This is a genomic window from bacterium (assembly GCA_024742285.1).
Lineage (GTDB): Bacteria > Myxococcota_A > UBA9160 > UBA9160 > UBA4427 > UBA4427.
This window is the reverse complement of record JANSYR010000015.1, coordinates 148,045-170,786: the sequence shown is the minus strand read 5'-3', so window position 1 is coordinate 170,786 and position 22,742 is coordinate 148,045. Positions and strand designations below refer to the sequence as shown.

The following is a 22,742-nucleotide window of genomic DNA, read 5'->3' as shown; positions in this document are numbered from 1 at the left end:
TGAACTGAAGTAGCGGCCGCAACGGGTACAGCGGTACCGCTGGATCCGGCGCGGCCGGGCCTCTCGTTCGTAGAAGCCATTCTTCTGAAAGCGCCAACCGGTTGGATCTGCATGGAAATCGCAGTCGGGGTTGGGGCAGTGAGGTGGGCGACGCAGGAAGGGCGGAGTCGACATGCATCCCGACATCGCAGGATGCGTGCCGGGTGCAGACTACGGTCCATGTCTCGCTATCCGCCGTCCCGCCGCCGCGTGCAAGACCGCGTGACGACCGAGGCGCAGGCCTGCGTCAAGGCAGGCACGAAGCGATCTGGGGCGGTCCGGCAGGCGGCATGATCGCCGTCGACGGGGAAGACCACGTTGTCTGCCAGCCGATTCGCGAGGCCGCGCTGGGCGGTCGGGGGGACCATGTTGTCGCGCGCGGTGAGCACGACGGCGTTCGGGACGTCGATCTCGCCGATCCACTCGCGCGAGTCGAAGCGCAGGATCGCGGCGGCCGCCTGCCAGATCGCGATGGGATCGCTCTGCGAGACTTCCTCGAGGATGCGGCTTCGGATCGCGGGGTCTTCGAACTGATTCGACACGTAGTCGAGCACGCGCCGGCGGATCGCCTCTCGCGGGGCCACCCGTCCGACCAGGCGCATCGAGGGGCTCGCGAGGAAGCTCAGGCGGCGTCCCTCGTCCGATGAGAATCGACAGGCCGTCGCGCAGAAGACGAGCCCGTCGACGCGCTCGCGATGGCGGTGCCAGAGCAGCTGCGCGATCGGTCCGCCCATGGAGTAGCCCGCGGCGAAGAAGCGATCGACCTGCAGGGCGTCGGCGAGAGCCGCGACGTCGTCGGCGCAGTCGGCGAGGCGGAAGGGGGCGCGGGAGGCGATCCCGCGGCCGTGACCCCGATGGTCCACGACGATCACGCGGTAGTCGCGAGCGAGCGCGTCGAGGGCGCTCTGCCAGTTGAGCAGCCCCGTGGCGCCGAGTCCGTGGAGGAGGAAGAACGTCGGAGCCTTCCGGGGGCCTCGCGCCTCGCGGAAGAAGATCTCGCCGCGTCCGGGCAGCGGGATCACGCGGCCCGCGTAGGGCACCGATTCGGTCTGGTGGGCCTGACTCGCCACGATGATCGGACCTCGGCGTCGCGTCCCTCGGGCCTGGGCGCGTCGCGCTCCAGAAGGATATCTGCTGAGGCGCGAACGGCGAGTCCCGGCGAGACTCGCAGCGCGCTCAATCCGGCGCCGGCGCTTCGGGCAGACGATCGCTCTCGTCGAACCCGGGCGGCACGATCGGATACGTCCCCTGCCGGACGCTGAAGAAGAAGAGCTCGGGCACGCTCATGACGACGCCCTGGGCGCCTCGACGCAGTCGCTCGCCCCGATCGAGCGGGGCAGCGAGCAGACCGACGAGCGCGGTCCCGGTTCCGAAGACGAGGTTGACGGCGCCCAGGAGCGGCCGCGACCAGCGACGCTCGCGCGTGAAGAAGAGAAAGCTCGAGTCGACCGGATGGGGGCGATAGGTGCGGCTCGTGAGCGGGCTCCACTCGCGCCAGCCGTTCGCGCCGCTCGATCCGCCGCGCCCCTGATCCGCGAGCTGCTCGAAGCGTGCGCTCGGGAGCGTGCGGGGCGGGACATCGCCGAGCAGACGTTCGACCCGGCGACCGGCCGCGACCGGAATGAATCCCCATCCCGATCCCGGGTCCCGCGCATCCCTCTGGAGGAGTCGCGTGAGCTCGGTGACGCAGTTCCTGTAGAAGAGGGCGTACTGGAGATCGGTCTCCAGCTGACCTCTGGCTTCGCGAGCGACCGTGCGGAAGAGATCCCGCCGCCGTGCCAGGACTTCGAGCGCAATGGTCTCTGGCCGGGGGAGGGGGATGACCGCCGCGGCGTAGCGACGATCGGGTGGCGTCGTGCCGTCGACCCAGCGTCCGTCGTCAGCAGGCCGCGTACGTTCTCTCAGTCGCCGGACGTCGTGGAGAGCCGCTTCGACCGAGACCAGCCGCGCCTCGAGCGGCGCGGTCCCTTCCTCGAGGTTCGCGACGTGACGCGCCAGTCGCTCTCGCGCCTCGTCGTCGAGACGCGAGAGCCACGCCTCGGGCAGCCCCCCATCGATGGCGTCGCCCTGCTCGGGCGGGTCGGCGAGCGGATCGATCGCGATCAGGCGGCCGGTCCGCAGGCTCTCCTCGATCGCGCTCCAGCGGGCCGCGGTCAGCAGGATCGCGAGACCGACGTCGTCCCGAGGACTCTCGAGCAGCGCGTAGAGCCGCGCTTCGAGTGCCCTGGAGATCCTTCCCAGGCCCGCGCGACTCGGCGCGTCGACGATCGCACTCCCCGGAACGTCGACCATTCGCTCGGGGGCGGGGCGCCTGCACGCGTGCAGCATCGCGAGCGCCTCACGCGTTCGCACCGCCTCGACGAGCTCGGGGAGGGCGGGGGCGTCGCTCGCCGACCCCAGCGCGGCGACACGGTGGTCGACGCGGTCCTCCGCCCGTTCGAGCTGGGACGCCAGCCAGCCCCCGCCCTTTCGCTCGGCGAGCGTGCGCTTGAACTGCGCTAGATGGCGCGAGCGCGGGTCTTCGCAGCCGCCGTTGGCGTCGCCGATCAGGCCGAGGCCCGGCACCTCGATCGAGAGGACCTCGCGCTCGAGCGCGTTCTCGAGCCACGCCTGCTCGCGTTCGAGCGTGTCGAGTCGCGTCAGGCGGTGGCGCCGGTCGAAGAATCGATTTTCGAGGGAGCGTGTGAGCCGAGCGCGCTCGGTGGAGTCGAGGGCGAGCGGGATCGCGCGGATGCCCCGATTGCCGAGTCCCCGGTAGACCCGTTCGAAGTGCACGCGCGGCGTTCGCCAATCGGAGAGAAGACCATCCGGTCGACGCTGGACGTGGAAGACGCGCTCGCCGATTCGAAGCGCGGCATGCCCGCCCGCCGAGTCGCCTTCGTTCGGCTCGATCACCCAGAACTCGATGGGCTCCGACGGAGGCGGGGGCGCACCGGAAGCGAGGGCGGGGCCGGCCGTCCAGAGGACCAGAAGCAGGCCGAGTCCCGTGCGCGCGAGCACGGGGCCTCGGCGCCAGCCGGTCATCTAGCCTGGGGAAGTTCGCTCAGGCGATACCCGCGTCCGATCGCCGCGTGCGCTTCCGTTCCCGGCACTGCGAGGCTCTGCTGGTAGGCGAGGAGTCGATGCATCGGGACGCCCGCCTGCTGGAGGCCCGCTCCGACGGCCGTGAAGGTCGCGGGGACGGCTTCCCAGTCGCTGATCCCACGAGCCAGCGCGACGTCGGACAGACCTCGTCGCAGGGACTCGGGCGTTCCCCCCGAAGACACGTGCGCGACCGTGAAGGCGCGCACGTCGCCCCGGTAGGCGACGTCGTCGCCGCTCGAGCTCGTCGACGAATCGGAGAACGACCCCGAAGAGTCGGAGAAGCTTCCGAGGGAGTCGGAAACGCTCCCCGAGCTCTGGGAGGCCGCGCAGCCACCCCAGGTGAGGAGCGAGGCGGCCAGGCAGCCGAGCAGCACGAGACGCAGTCGTCGGTTCGAATCGGTCATTTCACCCCCTGAATCGTCGATTCCCAACGGGGAGAGTGTGGCGGATGTACACCTTCCCGAAAAGGCGGCGGCCGTTCGCCGGCGCGGATCATCGCGCCTTCCGCTCCGGTGCGCGCCTCCGGGCGATCGAGGGGGATCGGGGCGACGGGGTCCTCGACTTCGTACGCAACCGTCTTGGTGGCCTCCTCGTCGGTCGGGGTGACTGTGCGGTCCCGCCAGGCGTCGGGCTCAGTCCTCGACGACCGGGTCGAAGGAGGGATCGAGGAGCTGGCTCGCCCGAAGGTTCTTCTGCGCCGTCAGCATGCTGCCGCGAAGGCCCGGATAGCGTGATTCGAGCTCCGCAATGAGCCTCTTCATCTCCTGCCGACGGGCGCTTTCCTGATTGCCACACAGGTTGCAGGGGATCACCGGAATCGCGAGCGCCTCCGCGTAGCGGGTGAGGTCCGCCTCGGAGACCTCGGCCATGGGGCGGATCACGACGTTGCGTCCGTCGTCGGACCTAAGGCGCGCCGGCATGCTGCCGAGCACGCCCGAGAAGAACAGGTTCAGGAGCAGCGTCTCGTTCAAGTCCTCGCGATGGTGTCCGAGGGCGATCTTCGTGAAGCCGTTCTCGGCGGCGAACGTGTAGAGCGCGCCGCGGCGCATCCTCGAGCACAGGCCGCAATAGCTCTTGCCCGGCGCGGTCCGGGAGACGACGACGGAGTACGTGTCCTGCTCGAGGATCCGGAGTCGGAAGCCGCGCGCTTCGAGCCAGTCCGAGTAGCGCTTCGCGTCGAATCCGGGCTGCTTCTGATCGAGGAGGACCGGCTCGAGCTCGAAGGCGAAGGGCGCGCGCCGTCGGATCGCCTCGAGCTGGAGCAGCAGAATGGTCGAGTCCTTGCCCCCCGACACCGCGACCAGGACCCGGTCTCCCTCTTCGAGGAGCCCGTATTCGGCGATCGTGCCGACCATCGTCTTCCGGATCTTCTCTGCGAGCGCGTCCATCGTGGCCTTCGTGTGGGGTGGCGTCGGGCGAGCGTAGCGTTCGGTGTGCGGCGAATCCGGTCCGGGCGCGGGGGGATGGTTTCCGCCGGCGTCTCGCGCCAACATCCGCGACAGGGAGCGAATCGCCATCCATGCACATCGAAGCGTTGACGCCGACCGTCGGGGCCGAGATCTCGGGGGTGGATCTCCGGGTTCCCCTCGCGCCGGACGAGGTCCGTGAGATCGAGAACGCGCTCCTCGAACATCTCGTCGTCTTCTTCCGCGACCAGGACGTCACGCCCGAACAGCACATCGCCTTCGGACGTCAGTTCGGCGAGCTCTGCCATCCGCCCTTCATGACCGAGCACGGGAGCGACCCTGCGCTCCTGGTGCTGGACCAGACCGACGCGCGGGGCGAGGGGACGGACGTCTGGCACAGCGACAACTCGTTCATGGCCGAGCCCCCGATGGGCTCGATCCTGCGGGCGGTCCAGCTCCCGTCGCGAGGCGGCGACACCTGCTTCGCGAGCGCGTACGCGGCCTACGACGCGCTGTCTCCGGCGCTTCGCGAGATGCTCGACGGCATGACGGCGATCCACGACCTGACCGCGACGCTCCTGCGCGCGAACGCCGGCGGCCACACGAACGCAGACGTGGCGGCGATGCTCGAGAAGAGTCCGCCGGTCGAGCATCCGGTCGTCCGGACCCATCCTCGGACCGGCCGCAAGGCGCTCTATGTGAATCTGAACTCCACGACGCGGATCGTCGGGCTGACCGAGCGTGAGAACGCGCTCCTCCTGCCCTTTCTGTGTGACCACATTCGTGCGCCGGAGTTCCAGTGTCGGTTCCGGTGGACGCCGAACGCGATCGCCTTCTGGGACAACCGCTCGGCCCAGCATCTCGCCGTCGCGGACTATCGCGAGCGGCGCGTGATGCACCGCGTGACGCTCGCAGGGGACAAGCCCTTCTGAAGTGCGGCGCGTGCCGGCTCGATGCGCCCCTCCGCCGCTCGTGTCCCTTGCCCTGATTCCCGCGTCAGCGATCCCGCTATCGTTGAGGTGCCGAATCGGATCGGTGCGCTGCGAGCCGTGGCGTCGTGGTCCAGAAGGCGAGGAGTGAGGTGATGCGCGAGACCGTTCCTTCCTACTGCCGTTTTTGCCACAGCGGTTGTTCCGTCCTGGTCGACGTCGAGGACGGGCGCCCGGTCCGCGTCCGCGGCGACCGCGAGAACCCCGCCTATCGCGGCTTCTGCTGCATCAAGGGGCGGCAGCTTCCCGATCAATGGGGGCACCCGGACCGACTCCTCCAGACGCACAAGCGCATGCCGGACGGGAGCCATCGACCCGTGCCCTACCAGGAGGCGGTCGACGACATCGCCGAGCGCTTGAGCGATCTGCTCGTGACTCGCGGGCCGCGCTCGATCGCGATGTACAGCGGGACCTACAGCATCGCGAATCCCGCGACGATGCCGCTGGCCAACGCGTTCATGGAATCGATCGGCTCGGCGATGCACTTCTCGTCGAACACGATCGACCAGCCGGGCAAGGCGGTCGCCCAGGCGATGCACGGGACCTGGATGGCGCCGCCGCCGCCCTTCGCCGATCGGGAGGTCGTGCTCCTGATCGGGACGAACCCGGTCCTCACGATGGCCGGCGGTCTGCCGCTCGCGAACCCCGGCCGGGAGCTCACCGACGCGGTCGGTCGCGGCACGCGCTTCATCGTGATCGACCCGCGTCGTACGGAGAGTGCGCTCCGGGCGGATCTCCATCTCCAGTGTCGACCGGGCGAGGACGTCCCGCTGCTCGCCGCGATGCTCCACGTGATCCTCGGCGAGGCCCTTCACGACGCGGCGTTCGTCCGCGACCACGTCGACGGGCTGGACGCGCTTCGCGCGGCGGTGGCCCCCTTCGACCCCGCGCGGGTGGCCGAACGCGCCGACGTCGACGCCGAAGACATCGTCCGGGCGGCGCGGCTCTTCGCGGGGGGCAGGGGCGTCGCGACGGCGGGCACGGGGCCGAACTTCAACGGCCGGGGCACGCTCTTCGAGTATCTCCTGCTCGCGCTGAACACCGTCTGCGGCCAGTGGAGTCGGGCCGGTGATCCGGTTCCCAACCCGGGCACGCTCACGCCGACCTTCCCGGCGATCGCCCAGGCCTCGCCGCCGCGGCAGGGCTACGGCTACGGCGAGTCGCTTCGCGTGCGGGGTCTCGCGAACTGTGACGGCGGTCTCCAGGCTTCGGCGCTCGCGGAGGAGATCCTGCTCGACGGCGAGGGGCAGGTCCGCGCCCTGATCGGGGTCGGCGGAAATCCGGCTTCGGCGATTCCGGACCAGGTGCTCAACGTGCGCGCCCTCGAGCAGCTCGATCTCCTGGTCCACATCGACATCAAGCTCTCGGCGACCGCGAGCCTCGCGGACTACGTGATCGCGCCGAAGGTCCCTCTCGAGATGCACGGGATGACTCTCGTGCAGGACCAGCTCACGTTCTACGGCTCGGGCTTCGGTCATGCTGCGGCCCACGCCCAGTACACGCCGCCGGTGGTCGATCCGCCGGCAGGGTCGGAGGTCGTGGAGGAGTGGACCTTCTTCTACGACCTCGCCCGGCGGATGGGGCTCCCACTCCAGGTCGGTCCGGCGACCGCGACCGGCGCGCCGGGCGATCCGGCGGAGCGCGTCGCCCTCGACATGGAGAAGCGTCCCTCGACCGAGGCGCTCTTCGAGATCCTCACGAAGAACGCCCGGGTGCCGCTCGAGGAGGTGAGGCGCCATCCGCACGGCGCGATGTTCCCCGACGATTCGATTCGCGTGGCGCCGGCCGAGCCGGGCTGGACCGGACGCCTCGACGTGGGCAACGCGGAAATGCTGGCGGATCTCGATGGGGTCCGGGAGGAACGGGCGGAGCTCGGCGGCGACTACCCGTACCGCCTGCTCTGCCGGCGGATGATCCACACGTTCAACTCCAACGGGCAGGATCTCGACGGGTTGCGGACGCGCTGGGCCTACAACCCGGCGTTCATGCACCCCGAGGACCTCGAACGAGAGGGCCTCGCGAAGGGCGACCTCGTCGAGATCGCCTCGAAGTCGGGGTCGATCCTCGGGATCATCGAGCCCGACGACACGCTCCGGACCGGCATCGTCTCGATGGTCCACTCGTTCGGCGGATTGCCGGGCGCTCAGGACAAGAACGTCCGCGATTGGGGCACGAACACCGGTCGGCTGCTCCGGGTCGACGAGGACATGGACCGGTATACGGGGCAGCCGCGCATGAGCAACGTGCCGGTCCGCGTGCGTGCCGCGGAGCCGGTCACGGCGAGCGAGCCGGCCTGACCCGGCATCGAGCGGAGGACGAGACATGAGCGAGCTGGAAGAGCTGCGCGCGCGGGTGCGGGCCCTCGAGGACGTACGCGCCGTCGAGCAGGCGATGCACGACTACTGGTACGCGCTCGACTTCAAGCAGTGGGACGCCCTCGAGGATTGCTTCACCGAGGACGTGGAAGCGGACTACGGGCGCCCGGACTGGCGGCACAACGGGCGCGCCGCCCTCGTCGAGTGGCTCCGGGCGAACGAGAGCGGCGACCACTACAGCGTGAGTCATGCGGGCCACAATCCGCGGGTCGAGCTCATGGGCGAAGACCTCGCACGCGGGCTCTTCAAGCTGCATGACTGGGTCCGGATCGAGCCCGCGATCACCCTGCGCGGATGGGGTCACTACCAGATGGAGTTCCTGCGCTGCGCGGACGGCCGCTGGCGCATCCGGCGACTCAAGCTCGACTACGTCTACAAGGAAGAGCTCGTCAAATACGTCGGGAACGAACCGCCGCAGATGACGCCGGCGATGGAGTAGGGCGCCGCCCGGCGCCCAATCGGAAGAGCGCGTTCCCGCTATTCGGTGATCCCATACCGCTCGAGCCCGTAGCAGGTGATGGCGTTCGTGCGGAGAACCATCCGGCACTCCTCGGCGTTCATCCCTGCCTGGGAGAAGAGCTCGTGGGCGATCTTCCGCGAGTGGGGGAACGTCCCGTCCGAGTGCGGGTAGTCCGTCTCGAAGACGATCATCTCCGTGCCCATCTCGTGGCGGTTCTTGAGCCCCGTCAGGTCGTCGAAGACGCAGGACCAGACCCGTCCCTTGACCTGCTCGCTCGGCGCGACGGGGAACTCGACGCCGCCGACGCCGTCCTTCCAGACCGCGTCCATGCGCTCGAGCTGAAAGGGCATCCAGCCGGCCTGACTCTCGGCGTAGGCGATCTTGAGCTTCGGGAAGCGGGTGAGCGTCTTGGAGAAGATCCAATCCGCGAGAGAAGCCTGCGCGTTGTGCGCGTAGAGCGACATGCTCGTGGCCAGAGGGGCGTCCGGTGACGTGGTCGGCATCGAGGACGACGAGCCGATGTGCATGGACACCGTCGTGTCCGTCTCCTCACAAGCCTGCCAGAGCACGTCCCAATCACCCGAATAGAGGGTCGGGAAGCCGAGCTTCGAAGGGTTCTCGCTGAACGCGATGGCATGGCTGCCCTTCGCGGCGCAGCGCCGCACCTCCTCGGCCGCGAGCTGCGGATCCCAGAGCGTGACCAGCGTGAGCGGGATGAGCCGACCCTTTCCCGGGCCGGCGCACCAATCGTCGATCATCCAGTCGTTGTAGATCTGCAGGCAGGCGAGGGCGAGGTCCTTGTCCTTGCGCTCCGCGAAGCCCTGGCCCGCGAAGCGCGGGAAGATGTTCGGGTAGTTGATCGCGGCATCGACGTGGTTGAGGGTCATGTCCTCGAGCCGCGCGGCCTGATCGTAGGTGCCCGGGCGGAGATCCTCGTAGACGGCGGGGACGTTGCGCTGCTCCTTCCTGGGGATGCCCGCCGGCCCGTGGAGCAGACCGGTCGGCGTCGCGAGGTCCTCGAAGAGCCAGACGTCGCACCAGTCGCCGTCCGGGGCGTTCCGCTCGAAGCCGTAGTGGCCCCCCGTGAACGCGAGCTTCACCTTCTCGCGCGAGACGCGGGGACCCTTGTCGCGCAGGCTCGGCGGAAGCTGTTCCTGCCAGAGGGTCTTGGGCTCCATCACGTGGTCGTCGACCGAGATGATGTTCGGGAGTTCGTGTTCCTGCGGAGTGACGTCGCTCATGCTCTTCTCCATCTGGGATTCGGGGTGAGTGGGGAGGCGGCCGGAGTCAGCCGGGACGGACGATCTGGCCCGGGAGGCCGCAGTCGGGGACCAGGTCTCCGTCGAGGACGATGGGCACGCCGTTCACGATCGTGGCGTAGACCCCTTCGGGCTTGCTGCACCATCGGCCTTCGCCGTTCGGGAAGTCGTTCACGAATTCCTTCGAGCCGGGACCGATCTCCTCCGGATCGAAGATCATGATGTCGGCGGCGTAGCCCGGGATCAGCATCCCACGATCGGTCAGGCCGAGCAGGGCCGCCGGCTGCTGGGTCATCTGCCGCACGGCCTCTTCGAGCTCCCAGGCGCCCCATTCGCGGACCCAGTAGCGGAAGAAATACGAGCTCCACTCGGAGCCGTCGTCGCGGCCGAGGTGGGCCCCACCGTCGGAAGTGCCGATGATCATGTGCGGGTGCTGGGAGGCGACGAGGGTGCCCTGGCGCCACTCGTCGTTCTCGGTCCGCCAGATGAACTCGACGCCGAGGTCTTCTTCGAGGGCGATCTCGACCACCATGTCCATCGGCGCGATCCCGCGCTCGGCGGCCAGGTCCGCCATCGACCGACCCATGCGCTTCTGGTTGACCGGCGACTTCGCGTCGTAGACGTAGACCATGTCGAGATGGGGCGGGGGGAGCGTCGAGCCCTTTTCCGGGTCCCGGTTGGGATTCTCGACCGCGTGGCGGATCTCGTCGCGATAGGCCGGGTCGTTCAGCAAGGCGCTCCGCTCGGCGACCGTATCCGCTTCCTGGAAGAGCCTTGCGAAGGGGAGGACACCGTCGAAGAGGCTCGTCCCTTCCTTCAGGCTGAACCGCCGATTGAAGGGGCGCGACATCAGCATGGAGTAGACGCCGGCACCGGCGGCCCGGGCCTTGTCGAGGTAGACGCGCGTGTTGTCCCAGGTGGCCGTCGGGGCATCGACCTTGCTCCGCGCGCCGAGCCCCTGGATGATGATCGGCAGTCGGCTGTGGAGGGCGAGGTCGATCAGGAAGTTCCCGTCCTCCTCGTCGAGCCCGCCGATCGAGCTGTAGGGCAGGTACGAGATCGAACCGCGATTCGCGCGGCCCACCTCGGTGACGAGCGCATCGAGCTCGGCCTTCGAGGCGAGCCGGCTCGGGACGGGACGATCGGCCGCGTCGAGGTGGGTCGGCGCATGGGTCGAGGAGAGTCCGGCCGCCCCGGCGTCCATCGCCTCGCGGACGAGCAGGCGCATCGCTTCGATCTCGTCGTCCGTCGCTTCGCGCTCCGTGCAGTCCTCTCCCATGACCCAGCGGCGGAGGTTGCAGTGGCCGACGTAGAAGGCGGCGTTGATGCCGAGGTGGCCTTTCCGGCTCTCCATGAATTCCGGGAAGGACTCGAAGGACCAGGGGATCGCGGCGAGGGAGCCCGGCGCCATGTCCTCGACCCGCGCGAAGATCTGCGTGATGAACTCGCGGTCCACGGACTTCGCGGGCGCGATCGAGAAGCCGCAGTTGCCGGTCAGCACGGTCGTCACGCCGTGGAAGCAGGACGACGTGCCGTAGGGCTCGAAGGTGAGCTGGGGGTCGTAGTGGGTATGGGGGTCGACGATGCCCGGGGCGACGACCCGTCCTTTCGCGTCGAGCACGCGATCCGCGTCGGCGGCTTCGAAGTGACCGACCCCGACGATCCGCCCGTCGCGGATCGCGACGTCGGCGCGGCGGCGCGGCAAGCCGGTTCCGTCGATGACGAGTCCATTCGTGATCAGCAGGTCGAAGCTCATGTGTCCTCTCGTGCGAAGCTCATCCGTCTTCTCGCTCGAAGCTCTCGAGCAGGAGCGCGAGGGCCACGTTGATCTTCTCGATCTCGGTCTCGGTCAGGTTCGAGAGCAGGCGATCGGCGCCCTCGAGGTACTCCGCACCGGCTTTGCGTTCGACCGCCGCGCCCTTGGCCGTCAGCCGGATCTGGGCGCGGCGCCCATCGGCCTCGTCCGTCCGTCGCTCGACGAGTCCCTGGCGCTCGAGGCGCGTGATCATCTTCGTGAGGCCGCCTGGCGTGCATTGCAGCGCGCTGTAGAGATCGCCGGGGACGAGGGTCCGCGAGCCGCCGGCGCGGCGAAGGGCGCTCAGGATGCTGTAGTCGCTCGGCGAGAGCTGGAAGGGCGCGAGCATCCGCTTCTGGAAGGCGGGCATCTGGAACGAGAGCCGCCCCAGGGAGAGCAGGGTCCGCACGCGCGAGAACGCCCGATCGGGATGTTCTTCCCGCCAGTACTCGGCGATCTGGTCGAGCCACTCGGCAGCGCGCTGGTGGGCCATAGGGGCAACCTAATGCTTTCCGCGGAAACTTTCCAGGAAAATATTTTTACTCTGGAATTCCAAGGAGTTGCCGTCGCCACAGCGGAGCCCGGGGGCCGTCCGCGAGCCGGGTTGCGGCGCAATGGGGCGGCGAGCGAGGCTCCGGCGCGCGCGTCTGGACGCGCCCCGGCGACCGAGCGAGGAGATCCGACGATGACGACTGCTTCGAACGCGCGTTTCTTCGAGACGGCCGACGGGCTGAAGCTCTTCTACCGGGACTTCGGCCCCGAAGGCGAGGGCACGCCCGTCCTCTGTCTGCCGGGGCTCACGCGCAACAGTCGCGACTTCGACGAGATCGCCGAGCGACTCTCGTCCCGACGCCGTGTCCTCACGATCGACTTCCGCGGCCGGGGTCACTCCGATCCGGATCCCGACTGGCGCAACTATCACCCCGGGACCTACGTGGCCGACGTCCAGGCGCTGCTCGACGCGCTCGGCGTCGAGACGGTGATCGTCCTCGGTACGTCCCTGGGCGGCGTGTGCGGGATGGTGATGGCAGCGCAGCGACCCCATCGGGTGGCGGGCCTGATCCTGAACGACGTCGGACCCGAGATCCATCCGGCCGGTCTCGAGCGCGTGCGGTCGTATACCGGACGCGCCGCACCGGTCACGAGCTGGGAAGAGGCGCGCGAACAGACACGCGAGACCTACGGCGACGCGTTGCCGGGGCTCGGGGACGACGACTTCATGAAGCTCGCGCGGCGCACCTATCGCGAGGATGCGAAGGGGATTCCCCGATTGGACATCGACGTGGAGATCGGACGGGCCGTACGCGAGCTTCCGCCGGCCGATGGCGATCCGTGGCGGCTCTTCGCCGCAATCGGCGACAAGCCGATCACCGTTCTCTGGGGCGTCCTGTCGGACATCCTGTCCAGGGACATCGTCGAGCGGATGCGGGCCGAGAAACCCGACCTCGAGGTGCTCGAGGTCCCGAACCGGGGGCACGTGCCGCTGCTCGACGAGCCCGAGTGCCTCGCCGCGATCGAGGCGTTCCTCGATCGCGTGAGGTAGCGGCGAGCCCGAGGACGCTTCGCGCTAGGCCGACGCCTGCGCGTCGACTGCGTTCGCTTCCCGCGCGCGAAGGAAGGTCAGGCAGGTCGAGTCTGCCGGGATCGTCTCGAGCGGTCGTGAAACGAGCTCGGGCGTGATGCCCGCCCGCTCGGCCGCCGGGCGGAGCGCGTCCAGGTCGAAGCCGTAGAGAGCGGCGGCGTTCTGCCCGAGGAGCATCCGCATCTCCCGCTCGGAGAGATCCGACATCGCGAAGCGCATGTTCTCGCGCGAGTGGGGATAGCAGCCCTCGTGGTGCGGGTAGTCGCTGCCCCAGAGAATCCGATCGAGCCCGACCTCGTCGCGACCGGCGATGTCGTCGGGGGACGGAAAGCTGGCTCCGTACCAGCAGTTGCGCCGCGCGTAGAAGCTCGGCGGATGGGGCAGGGCGGCGTCCCGCGACGTATCGATCTCGCCGATGGCCCCGTCGCGCCATTGCCGATGCAGCGCATCGAGCTGGTGCATCAGCGCGGGCGCCCAGGCGCAGCCCGACTCGGTCAGGATGTATCGCAGGCGCGGAAACCGCTCGAATACCCCGCCCATGATCAGCTGGGTGAATCCGCGTTGGACGTAGAAGGTCATCTCGAAGGCCCACAAGGCGTTCGCGCCCTGCGCGCGCGGATAGCTCGGGCTTCCCTGGCCGGAGTGCTGGTTGATCACGAGGTCGTGGTCCTGGATCGCCGCCCAGAGGCGATCGTAGGCGGGATCGATCAGTGAACGGAGATGCGTGTCGGCGGGGGAGGGCAGGGGGAGGAGGACGCCTCCGCGCAGGCCGTTGCGGGCGATCCACTCGACGTCGGCGATCGCTTCGTCGAGATCGTTCAGATGGATCAGGCCGATGCCCGCGCGGCGCTCCGGCGCCTCCTGACAGAATTCGGCGAGCCAGCGGTTATGCGCTCGGGTGCCGGCGAGCTTCTGCCGGAAGGACTCGTCGGACGGTGGAGGGGCGACGTGGAAGGCGCGGTCGTAGAAGGGGGGGACGGTGTTCGGGAAGATCACTTCCCCGACGACCCCGTCCTGCTCGAGATCGGCCATTCGTTCCGCGGAGTCCCAGTTCTTGGTCTTCTTGCTCCCGACGTGTTCGCGCGACGGGTTCCGATAGCTTCCCCTCCATTCGTCGAAGGCTGCCCGGTCGCTGGGGTCGAGGTAGCTCCGGTAGGCTTCGATCGAGGCGCCGGCGTGGGTGTCGGCGGTGATCGTGACGATGGGGTCGGTCGTCCGGGTGTTCTCGGGCAAGAGGCGTCTCCTGATCGGCGAGCGCACGAGGGTGGGCACCGCCTTCTTGTGATGGGGAAGCAGAGGAAGGGGTGTCGCTCGACTTCACCCGGTCCGGTCGTCGAACGCCAGCGGGCGGTAGCGCGGGCTCCGCGACCGGAAGAGCACGCGTTCGGCGTTGCCGTGAAGGAACGCCTCGAGGACGGACGGAGGGAGGTCGAGCGCCCGAGCCTCCGTCACGCAGCGGTCCATCGTCAGCACGGGGTGGTCCGACGCGAAGAGGATCCGGTCCTGCCCCCGCGTGCGGAGGAAATGAAGGAGCGACTCCGGGAGCCTGCGCGGCGACCACGCGGAGGTCATCAGGAAGAGGTTGCGATACTTGATCATCAGTCGGATCGCGTAGTCCCACCACGGGTCGGCCCCGTGCTGCATGATCAGCGTCAGCTCCGGGAAACGGTGGCAGAGCACGTCGAGGTGGCGGGGATGCTGGCATTCGCTGGGCATGGGAGGGCCACAGATCCCGGTATTGAGGCCGACCGGGAGGTCGAGCTCGATGCACTTCACGTAGAGCGGCAGATAGAGGGGGTCGTCCGGCGGTATGCCCAGCTGGAAGGGCGCGACCCGTGCGAGCGCCACCGGGTGCGCTTCGGCCAGCGCTTCCAGGTCCCAGAGGCCGCGCATGCCACGGGTCAGATCGGGGACGGCGGCGAGGAAGAATCTTCTCGGCTCGGCGTCGGCGAACGCGAGCACCCGGTCGTCCGGCGCGCTCGCGTCGACGGTGACGAGCGCCTTCTCGACGCCGAGTCGATCCATCTCCGCGACGAGCTCGTCGGACTCGATGTTGCGAAAGAAGTCGTCGCCGGCCTTGAAATAGTCGCGCTTGACGGCCTGAAGGAAGGGCACGTCGGCGTGGTCTCCCATGCTGACGTTCACCCACGGATCGATCACGGGGAGCGTCATCTCAGTGCTCCGGAAGAAGGCACGAGTGGATCGACTCCTCGCCCGGGATTTCACGGGCCAGCGTTCGGATCGCTCGCTCGGCGTCCTCGAGGGCGAAGTCGTGGGTGTGCATCGGAGCGAGCTCCATCCTTCGCGACTCGATGGTTTCGATCGCTGACCGATAGCCGCTCGAGGTCGAACCCGTGGCGCCCTTGATCGTGATCTCCTTGCCGACGATCTGGTCGCTCGCGAGCCCGTTCACCTGGTTCGTGCCCTTGATTCCCGCGAGCACGATCGTGCCACCACGGCGAACGAGCGAGATGGCGTCGAGGATGGGCTGCGTCGCGTAGGGAGACACGTCGACGACGACGTCTGGTCCCCGTCCTCCGGTGGCTTCGCGGACGCGTTCGTGCAGGTCCTCGTTCTCCACGTCGATCGTCACGTCGGCGCCGAATCCGCGTGCGACCTCGAGCTTCGCGGCGTCGGCGGCGAGCCCGCTGACGAGGATCGGGCCGGCGCCGGCCTGCTTGCAGGCCACCACACTGGCGAGCCCACGCTGACCGGGGCCCATGATCAGGACGGAGTCTCCGGGTCGGGTTTCGGGGACCTCGACCGACCAGCGGAATCCCGCCGCCAGCGGATTGAAGAGCGCGGCGATCGACGTCGGGAGCGCCGGGTCGACGCGGTGGAGGATCGAGGTCGGCGCCAGGTACATGTACTGCGCGTAGGCGCCCCAGAGCCCCGGCGAGTCGTCGAGCGAGATCAACGAGTAGACGCGCAGCCGCGGGCAGCGCTGATAACGCCCTGCCAGGCACTCGGCGCAGGCCTGACACGCGAGCAGCGTCTCGACGGCGACCCGGTCGCCGACGTCGACCTGCCAGCGCTCTGCGGCCGCGTCCCCGATCGCGGCGATCCGGCCGAGCGGTTCGTGGCCGGGGATCACCGGCAGCGGGGCCGGGAGCTCGCCCTCGAATTGTTCGTAGTCGCTGCCACAGATTCCGCAGGCCTCGACTTCGAGGATCGCGTCGTCGTCGCGCACCGCCGGGATCGGAATTTCCCGGCCCTCGAGGGTGCGGCGTGCAGTCTGGACCATGGCGAAGGACGTGCTCGGCAGCATCGATGACTCCTGGATCGCGTGGACCTCAGGATTGCCCAAACCCCAAGATCTGTACACTGCATTTCATAGACATGGGTAATCGATGTCGTGCATGAACGAGATCGTGCCCGGAAGGAGATTCGTGCGACTCGCAGGCATCGACCTGAATCTGCTCGTGGTGCTGTCGGCGCTGCTCCAGGAGCAGGGCGTGACGGCCGCGGCGCGGCGCGTGGGGCTCTCGCAATCCGCCACCAGTCACGCGCTGGGACGTCTGCGTGAGCTGCTCGACGACCCGATTCTATTGCGGAGTCCGCGGGGCATGGTGCCGACGGCACGTGCCGAAGCGCTTCTGCCGGTCGTGCAACGGATCCTCGCGGATACGCAGACGGTCTTCCTGGGGGACCCGGGCTTCGATCCCCAGCACTCGGAAGAGGTCTTCCGGCTCGCCCTCGACGAGTCGGCCCAGCGGACCCTGCTCCCGCCCCTGATCGAGCGGCTCCAGGCGGCGGCACCGCGGGCGCGGGTCGCCGTCCTGCCAGGCGTGCGGCGCGAGAGCATGGCGTCGGACTTCCAGAGGAGCGACGCCGATCTCGCGATCAGCTCGCACGATCCGAGTGAAGCGCGCGACCTTCACAGCCATTTCCTGCTCGCGGCGGACTACGTGACGGTCTCGCGGCGCGGTCATCCGTCGATCGGCAAGCGCCTGACGTTGAAGCGCTTCGTCGAGGTCGGCCACGTCGCCGTGGCGCATCCGAACCTGGCGGACATCGTGATCGATCAGGCGCTCGCCACCTATTCTCTGGAACGACGTCGTGTGCTGACGGTCCCCGAGCCGGCGGCGGCGCCTGCACTGGTGGCTTGCACCGACCTCGTCGCGACGCTGCCGGAGATGTTGATCGACCTCGGCGACACGTCCGGGGATCTGGTGCGGCACGCACCGCCGATCGATCTCGATCCGGTGCCGGTCTATCTGATTCAACACGAGCGAAATCGACGCTCGCCCGCGATCGCGTGGCTGCGCGAACAGATCTTCGGCGTGGTCGGCGCGCTCGGCGCCGACTGACGCGTTCACGCTTCGCGGCTCGTCCGTTCGCATCCGGCCGCCATCCAGGGCATGCGGACGGCGAATGCCCTCAATCGATGCAGTGCATGATATTGGCGATCCGCATGCACTGTGTAAGGCTCGCCTCGTGACCGCTCGGTCGGGAGGAGCTTTGCCGTGATCGACCTGGAAGGAAAGACCGCGCTGATCAGTGGCGCGGCGCGTGGGCAGGGGGCGGCCGAGGCGCGCCTCTTCGCAGAGCTGGGCGCGCGCGTCGTCGTCGCCGATCTCCTCGAAGACGAGGGGCAGGCCGTCGTCCGATCGATCGGGTCGGCGGCACGCTTCGCGCGTCTCGACGTGGTGGCGAGCGAGGACTGGTCGCGCGTGGTCGACTTCGCGGAAGCGGAGTTCGGCCCCGTGGACGTTCTCGTGAACAACGCGGGGATCGCTCCCGCCGGATCCGATCTCGCGACGACGGACGAGGCGCTGATGCGGAAGGTGATCGACGTGAACCTGATCGGGGTTTTTCTGGGAATGCGTGCGGTCTTCGAGTCGATGCGTGCCGCGGGCGGTGGCTCGATCGTGAACATCTCGTCGACGGCCGGGATGCGAGGCGTCGATCGCGCGATTCCGTATTCCGCGACCAAGTGGGCGGTTCGCGGGATGACGAAGACTGCGGCCCTCGAGTTCGGTCCCCACGGTATTCGCGTGAACTCCGTGCATCCGGGCGTGATCGATACGCCGATGGTCTCGTGGGATCGGCTCGGGCCGTCGGCGCAGAGCAGCGTGGTCTCCGATCTGCCCATCGCCCGGATCGGATCGGTCGAAGAGGTGGCGCGCATGGTGGCGTTCCTGGCCTCCGATGCGAGCAGCTACAGCACCGGAGCGGAGTTCGTCGTCGACGGCGGTTCGCTCGCCGGCAAGCCGCTCTTTCGCAACGCCGGGCTCGGCTCGCAGGGCGACGATGCCTGAGGTGACCCGCGAAGGACCGCTGCAGGACGTCCAGGTCCTCGACCTCGGGCACTACTACGCCGCACCGCTCGCGGCGATGTTGCTCGCGGACCAGGGGGCGGACGTCGTGCGTGTGATGCGACCGGGCTCGCCCGAGCTGCCCGCCGACGTGCATCGCTCGCTCAATCGGAACAAGAAGATCGTCGAGCTCGATCTCTCTACCGAGGCGGGGCGGAGCCGTGCGCGATCGCTGGCCCTTCGCGCGGATGTCGTGATCGAGAGCTACCGGCCCGGCGTGATGGCGCGACACGGGCTGGACCACGCGAGCCTCGTGGCCGAGAACCCCGCTTCGATCGGGCTGTCTCTGCCGGGATTCCCCTCGGCGGACCCGGCGCGGCGCGGCATCCCCGGGTGGGAGGGGGTCGTCGCGGCCGCCTCCGCGCTCTACACCACGGGCCTCCGCCAGCGGCTCGGATTCTCGCCGCTCTACGTCCCCGCTCCCATCTGTTCGGGCTTCGCGAGCATGCACGGCGCGATCGCTGTGCTGGCGGCGTTGCGCGCCCGGGACGCCGGCGCGGGGGGGACGCGGATCGAGGTCCCCCTCGTGAATGCGGGGATCTCGACGTGTACGCGGAGCTTCGTCTACGACGGGGCGCGGCTGCGCGCCGCGGGAACACCGGCGGCAGAGCTCCCGCCGATGCTCGAACGACTCCGCTTGCTCCCGACCGACGACGCCGCGGAGCGAGCGCGGAAGATCGCCGGGTTCGACGAGCTGGCACCGCCGATCTACACGACCCATCACTACCGGACCGCGGACGATCGCCGGCTCATGGTGATGCCGATCAAGCCCGAGATGACTCGACGCTTCTTTGCGATCCTGGGACTCGAGGGGGAGCTTCTCGCGGACGGGTTCGTGATCGAGAGCCCTTGGGAGCGCTTCGCCTTTGCCGCCGATCGCAATCTCGCGAGCGCCTGGACGCTCACGCGAGAGCGGACGCTCCGGGTGATCGAGCGGGTACAGTCGGTGATCGCCGAGGAAGCGGCGGACGTCTGGGTGGAGCGCTTCGCCACCGCCGGAATCCCCGTGACCTATCTGCGGTCCCGCGACCAATGGCTGTCGACGGAGTCGCTCTTCGAGGCCGGGCTCCTCACTCGGATGGGGGAGGGGGAGCAAGCGCTCGTCGTTCCCGGGCCGGTCTCGGACGTGGAGACCTCCACCGGCGAACGACGCACGATCGCGGCGCGCGAGCCGGAGTCCGTCCCTCTCTCCGACGTCGATGGGTGCTTTGCGGAGCGGGAATCGGCGCCGGCGTCCGGGGGCGAGCGAAACAAGGGCGACCTTCTCGCGAATCTCCGGGTGCTCGACCTCTGCAACGTCGTCGCGGGCCCCAACGCGGCGTACACGCTGGCGCAGCTCGGCGCCGACGTGATCCGGGTCGAGCCCCCGAAGAGCTTCAACCTGCCGATGCATCTCGAGTGGACGCTCGAGGTGAATCAGGGAAAGCGCAGCGCGATCCTCGACCTGACGAGTGCTCCAGGCCGGGAGGCCTTCGCCCGCCTGGTTCGTTGGGCGGACGTGGTCGTCCACAATCGACTCGACGACGTCGCCGAGCGCCTCGGGATGAGTCCGGCGCAGCTTCAGACTCTTCATCCCGAGGTCGTCGTCGCGCAGAACTCCGCGTTCGGCGGGGCCTTCGCGAGCTTCTGGGACCGCGTGCCCGGGTACGATCCGATGCCCAATCTGGCGAGTGGGTTCGACGCGTTCGCCGGTTCGCCGGACGCGCCGCGCGGCATGACGGAGATCTTCGCGGATCTGATGGGCGGCCTCGGAACCGCGTTCGCCGCGATGCTCGCGCTTCACCAACGGGCGAGGACGGGCGGCGGGGGCGTCGGGCGTTCGTCCCTCGCACGCGGCGCGCATCACTATCAGCTGCCGAACATGCTCGGCGGGGCGGGCGCACTCGGGTCGCATGACGGTCAGGGAAGGGAGGCCCGCGGGCCTGCCTGGTGGCATCGCATGTACGCCTGCCTCGACGACTGGATCTTCGTTGCGACGGATCCGGAGCGGAGAGAGCAGCTCGCCCGCGTCGTCTGCGGGACGCCGGACGCGCCTCCGTCGGACCTCGAGAAGGCCTTCGCGCAGCGTGAAGCGGCGGCGTGGCTGGAGCTTCTGGGGAAAGAGGAGATCGGCGCCCATCTCGTGGTCTCGCTCGATCAGCTCTGTCACGACCCCGCACCGCGCGATGTCCCGAACGATCCGGCGGACGAAGAGGCGGACGGTGCGCTCGAGATTCTGCGATGGCCGGACCACCCGAGCGGACTCCCCGTCGTGCTTCCTGCGCCCGCGTGGGTGCAGATCGGCGAGCAGCATTCCTACCGACGGCTGGCGCCGACTCCGCGTGTCGGCGCGCATACCCGGGAGATCCTCCGCGAGGTCGGCTACGACGAGGCCGACATCGAGCGCCTGTATGCGCTTCGTGTCGCCCACGACTTCCTGCCCGCGATGGGCTCGGACGACGCCTACTTTCACGTACCGCTCTCGAAGGAGACGACATGAGCGACGACGATCGACTCGGGAAGATCGAGGATCGGAATGCGATCCTCGACCTCCTGGTGACCTATTGCCATCGGATCGCCGCGGCCGACGTGGAGGGTGTCCTCGCGCTCTTCGAAGAGGACGCCGTCGTCGAAGTCCTGGGCGAGCGCTACGCGGGGTGGGATGGGCTTCGCGCGCTCTACGCGGCCTCTCTCCCCGTCGAGCCGAAGCCCTTCCTCCATAACCACCTGCTCGATTCACTCGAGGGTGAAAGGGCGCGCACGCGGTCGGTCTTCGAAATCCGCCAGCAGCGCGATGGGCAGGCCGAATCCTCGATCGGTTGCTACGAGGACGAGTTCCTGAAGCGAGGAGGCCGGTGGCGGTTCTGCCGCCGCGTCTTCCAGTTCTACTGAGGCGTTCTTCATGGTCGACTTCTTCACACCCCGCCAACGCAAGCGCTTTCGCGCGTCCAATACGCTCGACGGAGACTGGCCCGTCCCGACGCGTTCGATCTCGAACGGGGAGTACGACCCGCTCCCGCAGACGCCGGCCCAGCGAGAGGTCGAGGCGCGTCTCGAGGCGGCCGTCGAGCGAGACGCGAAGCGGCTCGGACTCGACCGGCGGGCGTTCCTTCGGAGCAGCTGCGGAATGGCGGCCGCCTTCGTCGCGATGAACGGGGTCTTCGGTTCGCTCTTCGTCGTCGACGAAGCCGAGGCAAGCGAGCCGGAGAAGGCGGAAGCGCGTCGCCGCGCACTGTCCTCACAGTTCGTCTTCGACGACCAGGTCCACTTCGTCCACGAGGACTTCGAGGCGGAGTTCATGCTCGACTACGGCCGATATGCGGCGGAGCACTGGAATCCGGCGATGCTCGACGAGGTCGGTCTCGATCTCGATCGCTACCGCTTCGACAACTTCATCAAGGAGGTCTTCCTCGACAGCGATACGAAGGTCTGTCTCGTGAGCAGCGCGCCGACGACGGGCGACGTCCGTGGATTGCTGATTTCGAACGAGCAGATGGCGGCGACCCGTGATCTCGTGAATCGGCTCGCCGGGTCACGACGGATGCTCTCCCACGCCGTGTTCGTGCCCGGGCAAGACGGTTGGCTGGACGAGGTCGACCAGGCGATCGAGACCCTCTCCCCGGATGCCTGGAAGGGCTACACGGTCGGAAACCCCTTCCATCCGAAGAATCTCCCGTATCGGCTCGACGACGAGAAGCTGATGTACCCGTTCTACGAGAAGGTGGTCGCTTCGGGAATCAACCGGATCTGCATCCACAAGGGGTTGCTTCCGCGGGACTACCTGACGTCGCTCGAGGGGATCTGGAAATACGCGCGGGTCGATGACGTGGGCAAGGCCGCCCAGGACTGGCCGCAGATCGAGTTCGTGATCTATCACGCCGGCCTTCGTCCGTATCTCGCGGCGCCGGATATCGAGATGGCCGAGTTCGAGCGGGACGGACGGATCGCCTGGGTGAGTGACCTCGCCCGGATTCCGGAGGAGTACGGGGTCAGCAACGTCTACGGCGAGATCGGCTCCGCCTTCGCCAACTCGTGCGTGACGAACCCGCGATTCTGCGCGGCGATGATGGGCACGCTCATCAAGGGGATGGGCGCCGATCACGTCGTCTGGGGGACGGACTCCGTCTGGTACGGCTCCCCCCAGTGGCAGATCGAGGCGCTGCGTCGGCTGGAGATCCCGGAAGACCTGCAGGAGCGATTCGGGTTCTCGCCGCTCGGCGCGGCCGATGGCGAAGTCAAGAACGCGATCTTCGGCGCGAACGGTGCGCGACTCTACGGTCTCGATCCCGACGCGACCCGCGAGCAGGTTGCCGCCGACCGGATCGAGGACATGAAGCGTGAGTACCATGCGAAGGGCATCGGTCGAAGCAATACGACCTACGGCTACGTGGTCGACTGATCGACCGGGTCGTTCCTCGGCTTGGACCGCGAGCAGCGCGTCTGGTCGCGATCGGCG

At 68.5% G+C, this 22,742-nt stretch carries 19 protein-coding genes; 9 read left to right on the top strand and 10 right to left on the bottom strand.

Going from position 1 to position 22,742, the window contains the following annotated elements:
* Positions 1-227: 227 nt before the first annotated feature.
* The 4 genes from NXI30_23540 to ttcA all read right to left on the bottom strand — a co-directional run bounded on the left by NXI30_23540 (position 228) and on the right by ttcA (position 4,511).
* Positions 228-1,109, bottom strand: a complete 882-nt coding sequence (locus NXI30_23540) for an alpha/beta hydrolase (protein ID MCR9097208.1) — start codon at positions 1,107-1,109, stop codon at positions 228-230.
* A 106-nt stretch (positions 1,110-1,215) separates the two neighbouring features.
* Complete coding sequence (locus NXI30_23535) at positions 1,216-3,063, bottom strand: hypothetical protein (GenBank protein MCR9097207.1); 1,848 nt, start codon at positions 3,061-3,063, stop codon at positions 1,216-1,218.
* Positions 3,060-3,527, bottom strand: a complete 468-nt coding sequence (locus NXI30_23530) for a putative lipoprotein (protein MCR9097206.1) — start codon at positions 3,525-3,527, stop codon at positions 3,060-3,062. The genes NXI30_23535 and NXI30_23530 overlap by 4 nt, the downstream gene beginning before the upstream one ends.
* A 228-nt stretch (positions 3,528-3,755) precedes the next feature.
* On the bottom strand, positions 3,756-4,511 hold the full coding sequence (gene ttcA, locus NXI30_23525) for a tRNA 2-thiocytidine(32) synthetase TtcA (protein MCR9097205.1): 756 nt from the start codon (positions 4,509-4,511) through the stop codon (positions 3,756-3,758).
* 131 nt (positions 4,512-4,642) lie between these two features.
* Here ttcA and NXI30_23520 point away from each other — a divergent pair, with 131 nt between their 5' ends.
* The 3 genes from NXI30_23520 to NXI30_23510 all read left to right on the top strand — a co-directional run bounded on the left by NXI30_23520 (position 4,643) and on the right by NXI30_23510 (position 8,332).
* Positions 4,643-5,461 (top strand): TauD/TfdA family dioxygenase, encoded by an 819-nt coding sequence (locus NXI30_23520; protein ID MCR9097204.1) that lies wholly within the window; start codon positions 4,643-4,645, stop codon positions 5,459-5,461.
* Between the two features lie 152 nt (positions 5,462-5,613).
* Positions 5,614-7,815, top strand: a complete 2,202-nt coding sequence (locus tag NXI30_23515) for a molybdopterin-dependent oxidoreductase (GenBank protein MCR9097203.1) — start codon at positions 5,614-5,616, stop codon at positions 7,813-7,815.
* Between the two features lie 25 nt (positions 7,816-7,840).
* On the top strand, positions 7,841-8,332 hold the full coding sequence (locus NXI30_23510; protein MCR9097202.1) for a nuclear transport factor 2 family protein: 492 nt from the start codon (positions 7,841-7,843) through the stop codon (positions 8,330-8,332).
* A gap of 38 nt (positions 8,333-8,370) precedes the next feature.
* Here the strand turns inward: NXI30_23510 and NXI30_23505 are convergent, their stop codons facing one another.
* From NXI30_23505 to NXI30_23495, 3 genes are read right to left on the bottom strand one after another with little or no spacing between them, the layout of a single operon-like run.
* Positions 8,371-9,594, bottom strand: a complete 1,224-nt coding sequence (locus NXI30_23505; GenBank protein ID MCR9097201.1) for an amidohydrolase — start codon at positions 9,592-9,594, stop codon at positions 8,371-8,373.
* Between the two features lie 46 nt (positions 9,595-9,640).
* Positions 9,641-11,368: an amidohydrolase family protein gene (locus NXI30_23500; protein ID MCR9097200.1), complete on the bottom strand. Its 1,728-nt coding sequence runs from the start codon at positions 11,366-11,368 to the stop codon at positions 9,641-9,643.
* Positions 11,369-11,387: 19 nt separating this feature from the next.
* Positions 11,388-11,900: a MarR family transcriptional regulator gene (locus tag NXI30_23495; GenBank protein MCR9097199.1), complete on the bottom strand. Its 513-nt coding sequence runs from the start codon at positions 11,898-11,900 to the stop codon at positions 11,388-11,390.
* A 192-nt stretch (positions 11,901-12,092) separates the two neighbouring features.
* Here NXI30_23495 and NXI30_23490 point away from each other — a divergent pair, with 192 nt between their 5' ends.
* Positions 12,093-12,950, top strand: coding sequence for an alpha/beta hydrolase (locus tag NXI30_23490; GenBank protein ID MCR9097198.1), 858 nt, complete (start codon positions 12,093-12,095; stop codon positions 12,948-12,950).
* A 24-nt stretch (positions 12,951-12,974) separates the two neighbouring features.
* Here the strand turns inward: NXI30_23490 and NXI30_23485 are convergent, their stop codons facing one another.
* The 3 genes from NXI30_23485 to NXI30_23475 all read right to left on the bottom strand — a co-directional run bounded on the left by NXI30_23485 (position 12,975) and on the right by NXI30_23475 (position 16,257).
* Positions 12,975-14,222, bottom strand: coding sequence for an amidohydrolase (locus NXI30_23485; GenBank protein ID MCR9097197.1), 1,248 nt, complete (start codon positions 14,220-14,222; stop codon positions 12,975-12,977).
* An 84-nt stretch (positions 14,223-14,306) separates the two neighbouring features.
* Positions 14,307-15,161 carry an amidohydrolase family protein gene (locus NXI30_23480; GenBank protein ID MCR9097196.1) on the bottom strand — a complete coding sequence of 285 codons (855 nt, stop codon included), beginning with the start codon at positions 15,159-15,161 and terminating at the stop codon, positions 14,307-14,309.
* Between the two features lies 1 nt (position 15,162).
* On the bottom strand, positions 15,163-16,257 hold the full coding sequence (locus NXI30_23475) for an alcohol dehydrogenase catalytic domain-containing protein (GenBank protein MCR9097195.1): 1,095 nt from the start codon (positions 16,255-16,257) through the stop codon (positions 15,163-15,165).
* A gap of 121 nt (positions 16,258-16,378) precedes the next feature.
* Here NXI30_23475 and NXI30_23470 point away from each other — a divergent pair, with 121 nt between their 5' ends.
* The 5 genes from NXI30_23470 (at position 16,379) to NXI30_23450 (ending at position 22,685) form a co-directional block, all read left to right on the top strand.
* Positions 16,379-17,299, top strand: coding sequence for a LysR family transcriptional regulator (locus NXI30_23470; GenBank protein MCR9097194.1), 921 nt, complete (start codon positions 16,379-16,381; stop codon positions 17,297-17,299).
* Positions 17,300-17,455: 156 nt separating this feature from the next.
* Positions 17,456-18,250, top strand: coding sequence for a glucose 1-dehydrogenase (locus tag NXI30_23465; protein MCR9097193.1), 795 nt, complete (start codon positions 17,456-17,458; stop codon positions 18,248-18,250).
* Between the two features lies 1 nt (position 18,251).
* On the top strand, positions 18,252-20,786 hold the full coding sequence (locus tag NXI30_23460; GenBank protein MCR9097192.1) for a CoA transferase: 2,535 nt from the start codon (positions 18,252-18,254) through the stop codon (positions 20,784-20,786).
* Positions 20,783-21,178, top strand: coding sequence for a nuclear transport factor 2 family protein (locus NXI30_23455; GenBank protein ID MCR9097191.1), 396 nt, complete (start codon positions 20,783-20,785; stop codon positions 21,176-21,178). The genes NXI30_23460 and NXI30_23455 overlap by 4 nt, the downstream gene beginning before the upstream one ends.
* Positions 21,179-21,188: 10 nt before the next feature.
* Entirely contained in the window at positions 21,189-22,685 is a 1,497-nt protein-coding gene (locus NXI30_23450; protein ID MCR9097190.1) for an amidohydrolase, read from the top strand.
* Positions 22,686-22,742: the final 57 nt, after the last annotated feature.

Bases quoted from the DNA above. Each gene is read 5' to 3' on its own strand.
- NXI30_23520 (MCR9097204.1), top strand. From the start codon at position 4,643: ATGCACATCGAAGCGTTGACGCCGACCGTCGGGGCCGAGATCTCGGGG.
- NXI30_23450 (MCR9097190.1), top strand. From the start codon at position 21,189: ATGGTCGACTTCTTCACACCCCGCCAACGCAAGCGCTTTCGCGCGTCC.
- NXI30_23505 (MCR9097201.1), bottom strand. From the start codon at position 9,594: ATGAGCGACGTCACTCCGCAGGAACACGAACTCCCGAACATCATCTCG.
- NXI30_23455 (MCR9097191.1), top strand. From the start codon at position 20,783: ATGAGCGACGACGATCGACTCGGGAAGATCGAGGATCGGAATGCGATC.
- NXI30_23500 (MCR9097200.1), bottom strand. From the start codon at position 11,368: ATGAGCTTCGACCTGCTGATCACGAATGGACTCGTCATCGACGGAACC.
- NXI30_23495 (MCR9097199.1), bottom strand. From the start codon at position 11,900: ATGGCCCACCAGCGCGCTGCCGAGTGGCTCGACCAGATCGCCGAGTAC.
- NXI30_23475 (MCR9097195.1), bottom strand. From the start codon at position 16,257: ATGCTGCCGAGCACGTCCTTCGCCATGGTCCAGACTGCACGCCGCACC.
- ttcA (MCR9097205.1), bottom strand. From the start codon at position 4,511: ATGGACGCGCTCGCAGAGAAGATCCGGAAGACGATGGTCGGCACGATC.
- NXI30_23490 (MCR9097198.1), top strand. From the start codon at position 12,093: ATGACGACTGCTTCGAACGCGCGTTTCTTCGAGACGGCCGACGGGCTG.
- NXI30_23530 (MCR9097206.1), bottom strand. From the start codon at position 3,527: ATGACCGATTCGAACCGACGACTGCGTCTCGTGCTGCTCGGCTGCCTG.
- NXI30_23510 (MCR9097202.1), top strand. From the start codon at position 7,841: ATGAGCGAGCTGGAAGAGCTGCGCGCGCGGGTGCGGGCCCTCGAGGAC.
- NXI30_23515 (MCR9097203.1), top strand. From the start codon at position 5,614: ATGCGCGAGACCGTTCCTTCCTACTGCCGTTTTTGCCACAGCGGTTGT.
- NXI30_23535 (MCR9097207.1), bottom strand. From the start codon at position 3,063: ATGACCGGCTGGCGCCGAGGCCCCGTGCTCGCGCGCACGGGACTCGGC.
- NXI30_23480 (MCR9097196.1), bottom strand. From the start codon at position 15,161: ATGACGCTCCCCGTGATCGATCCGTGGGTGAACGTCAGCATGGGAGAC.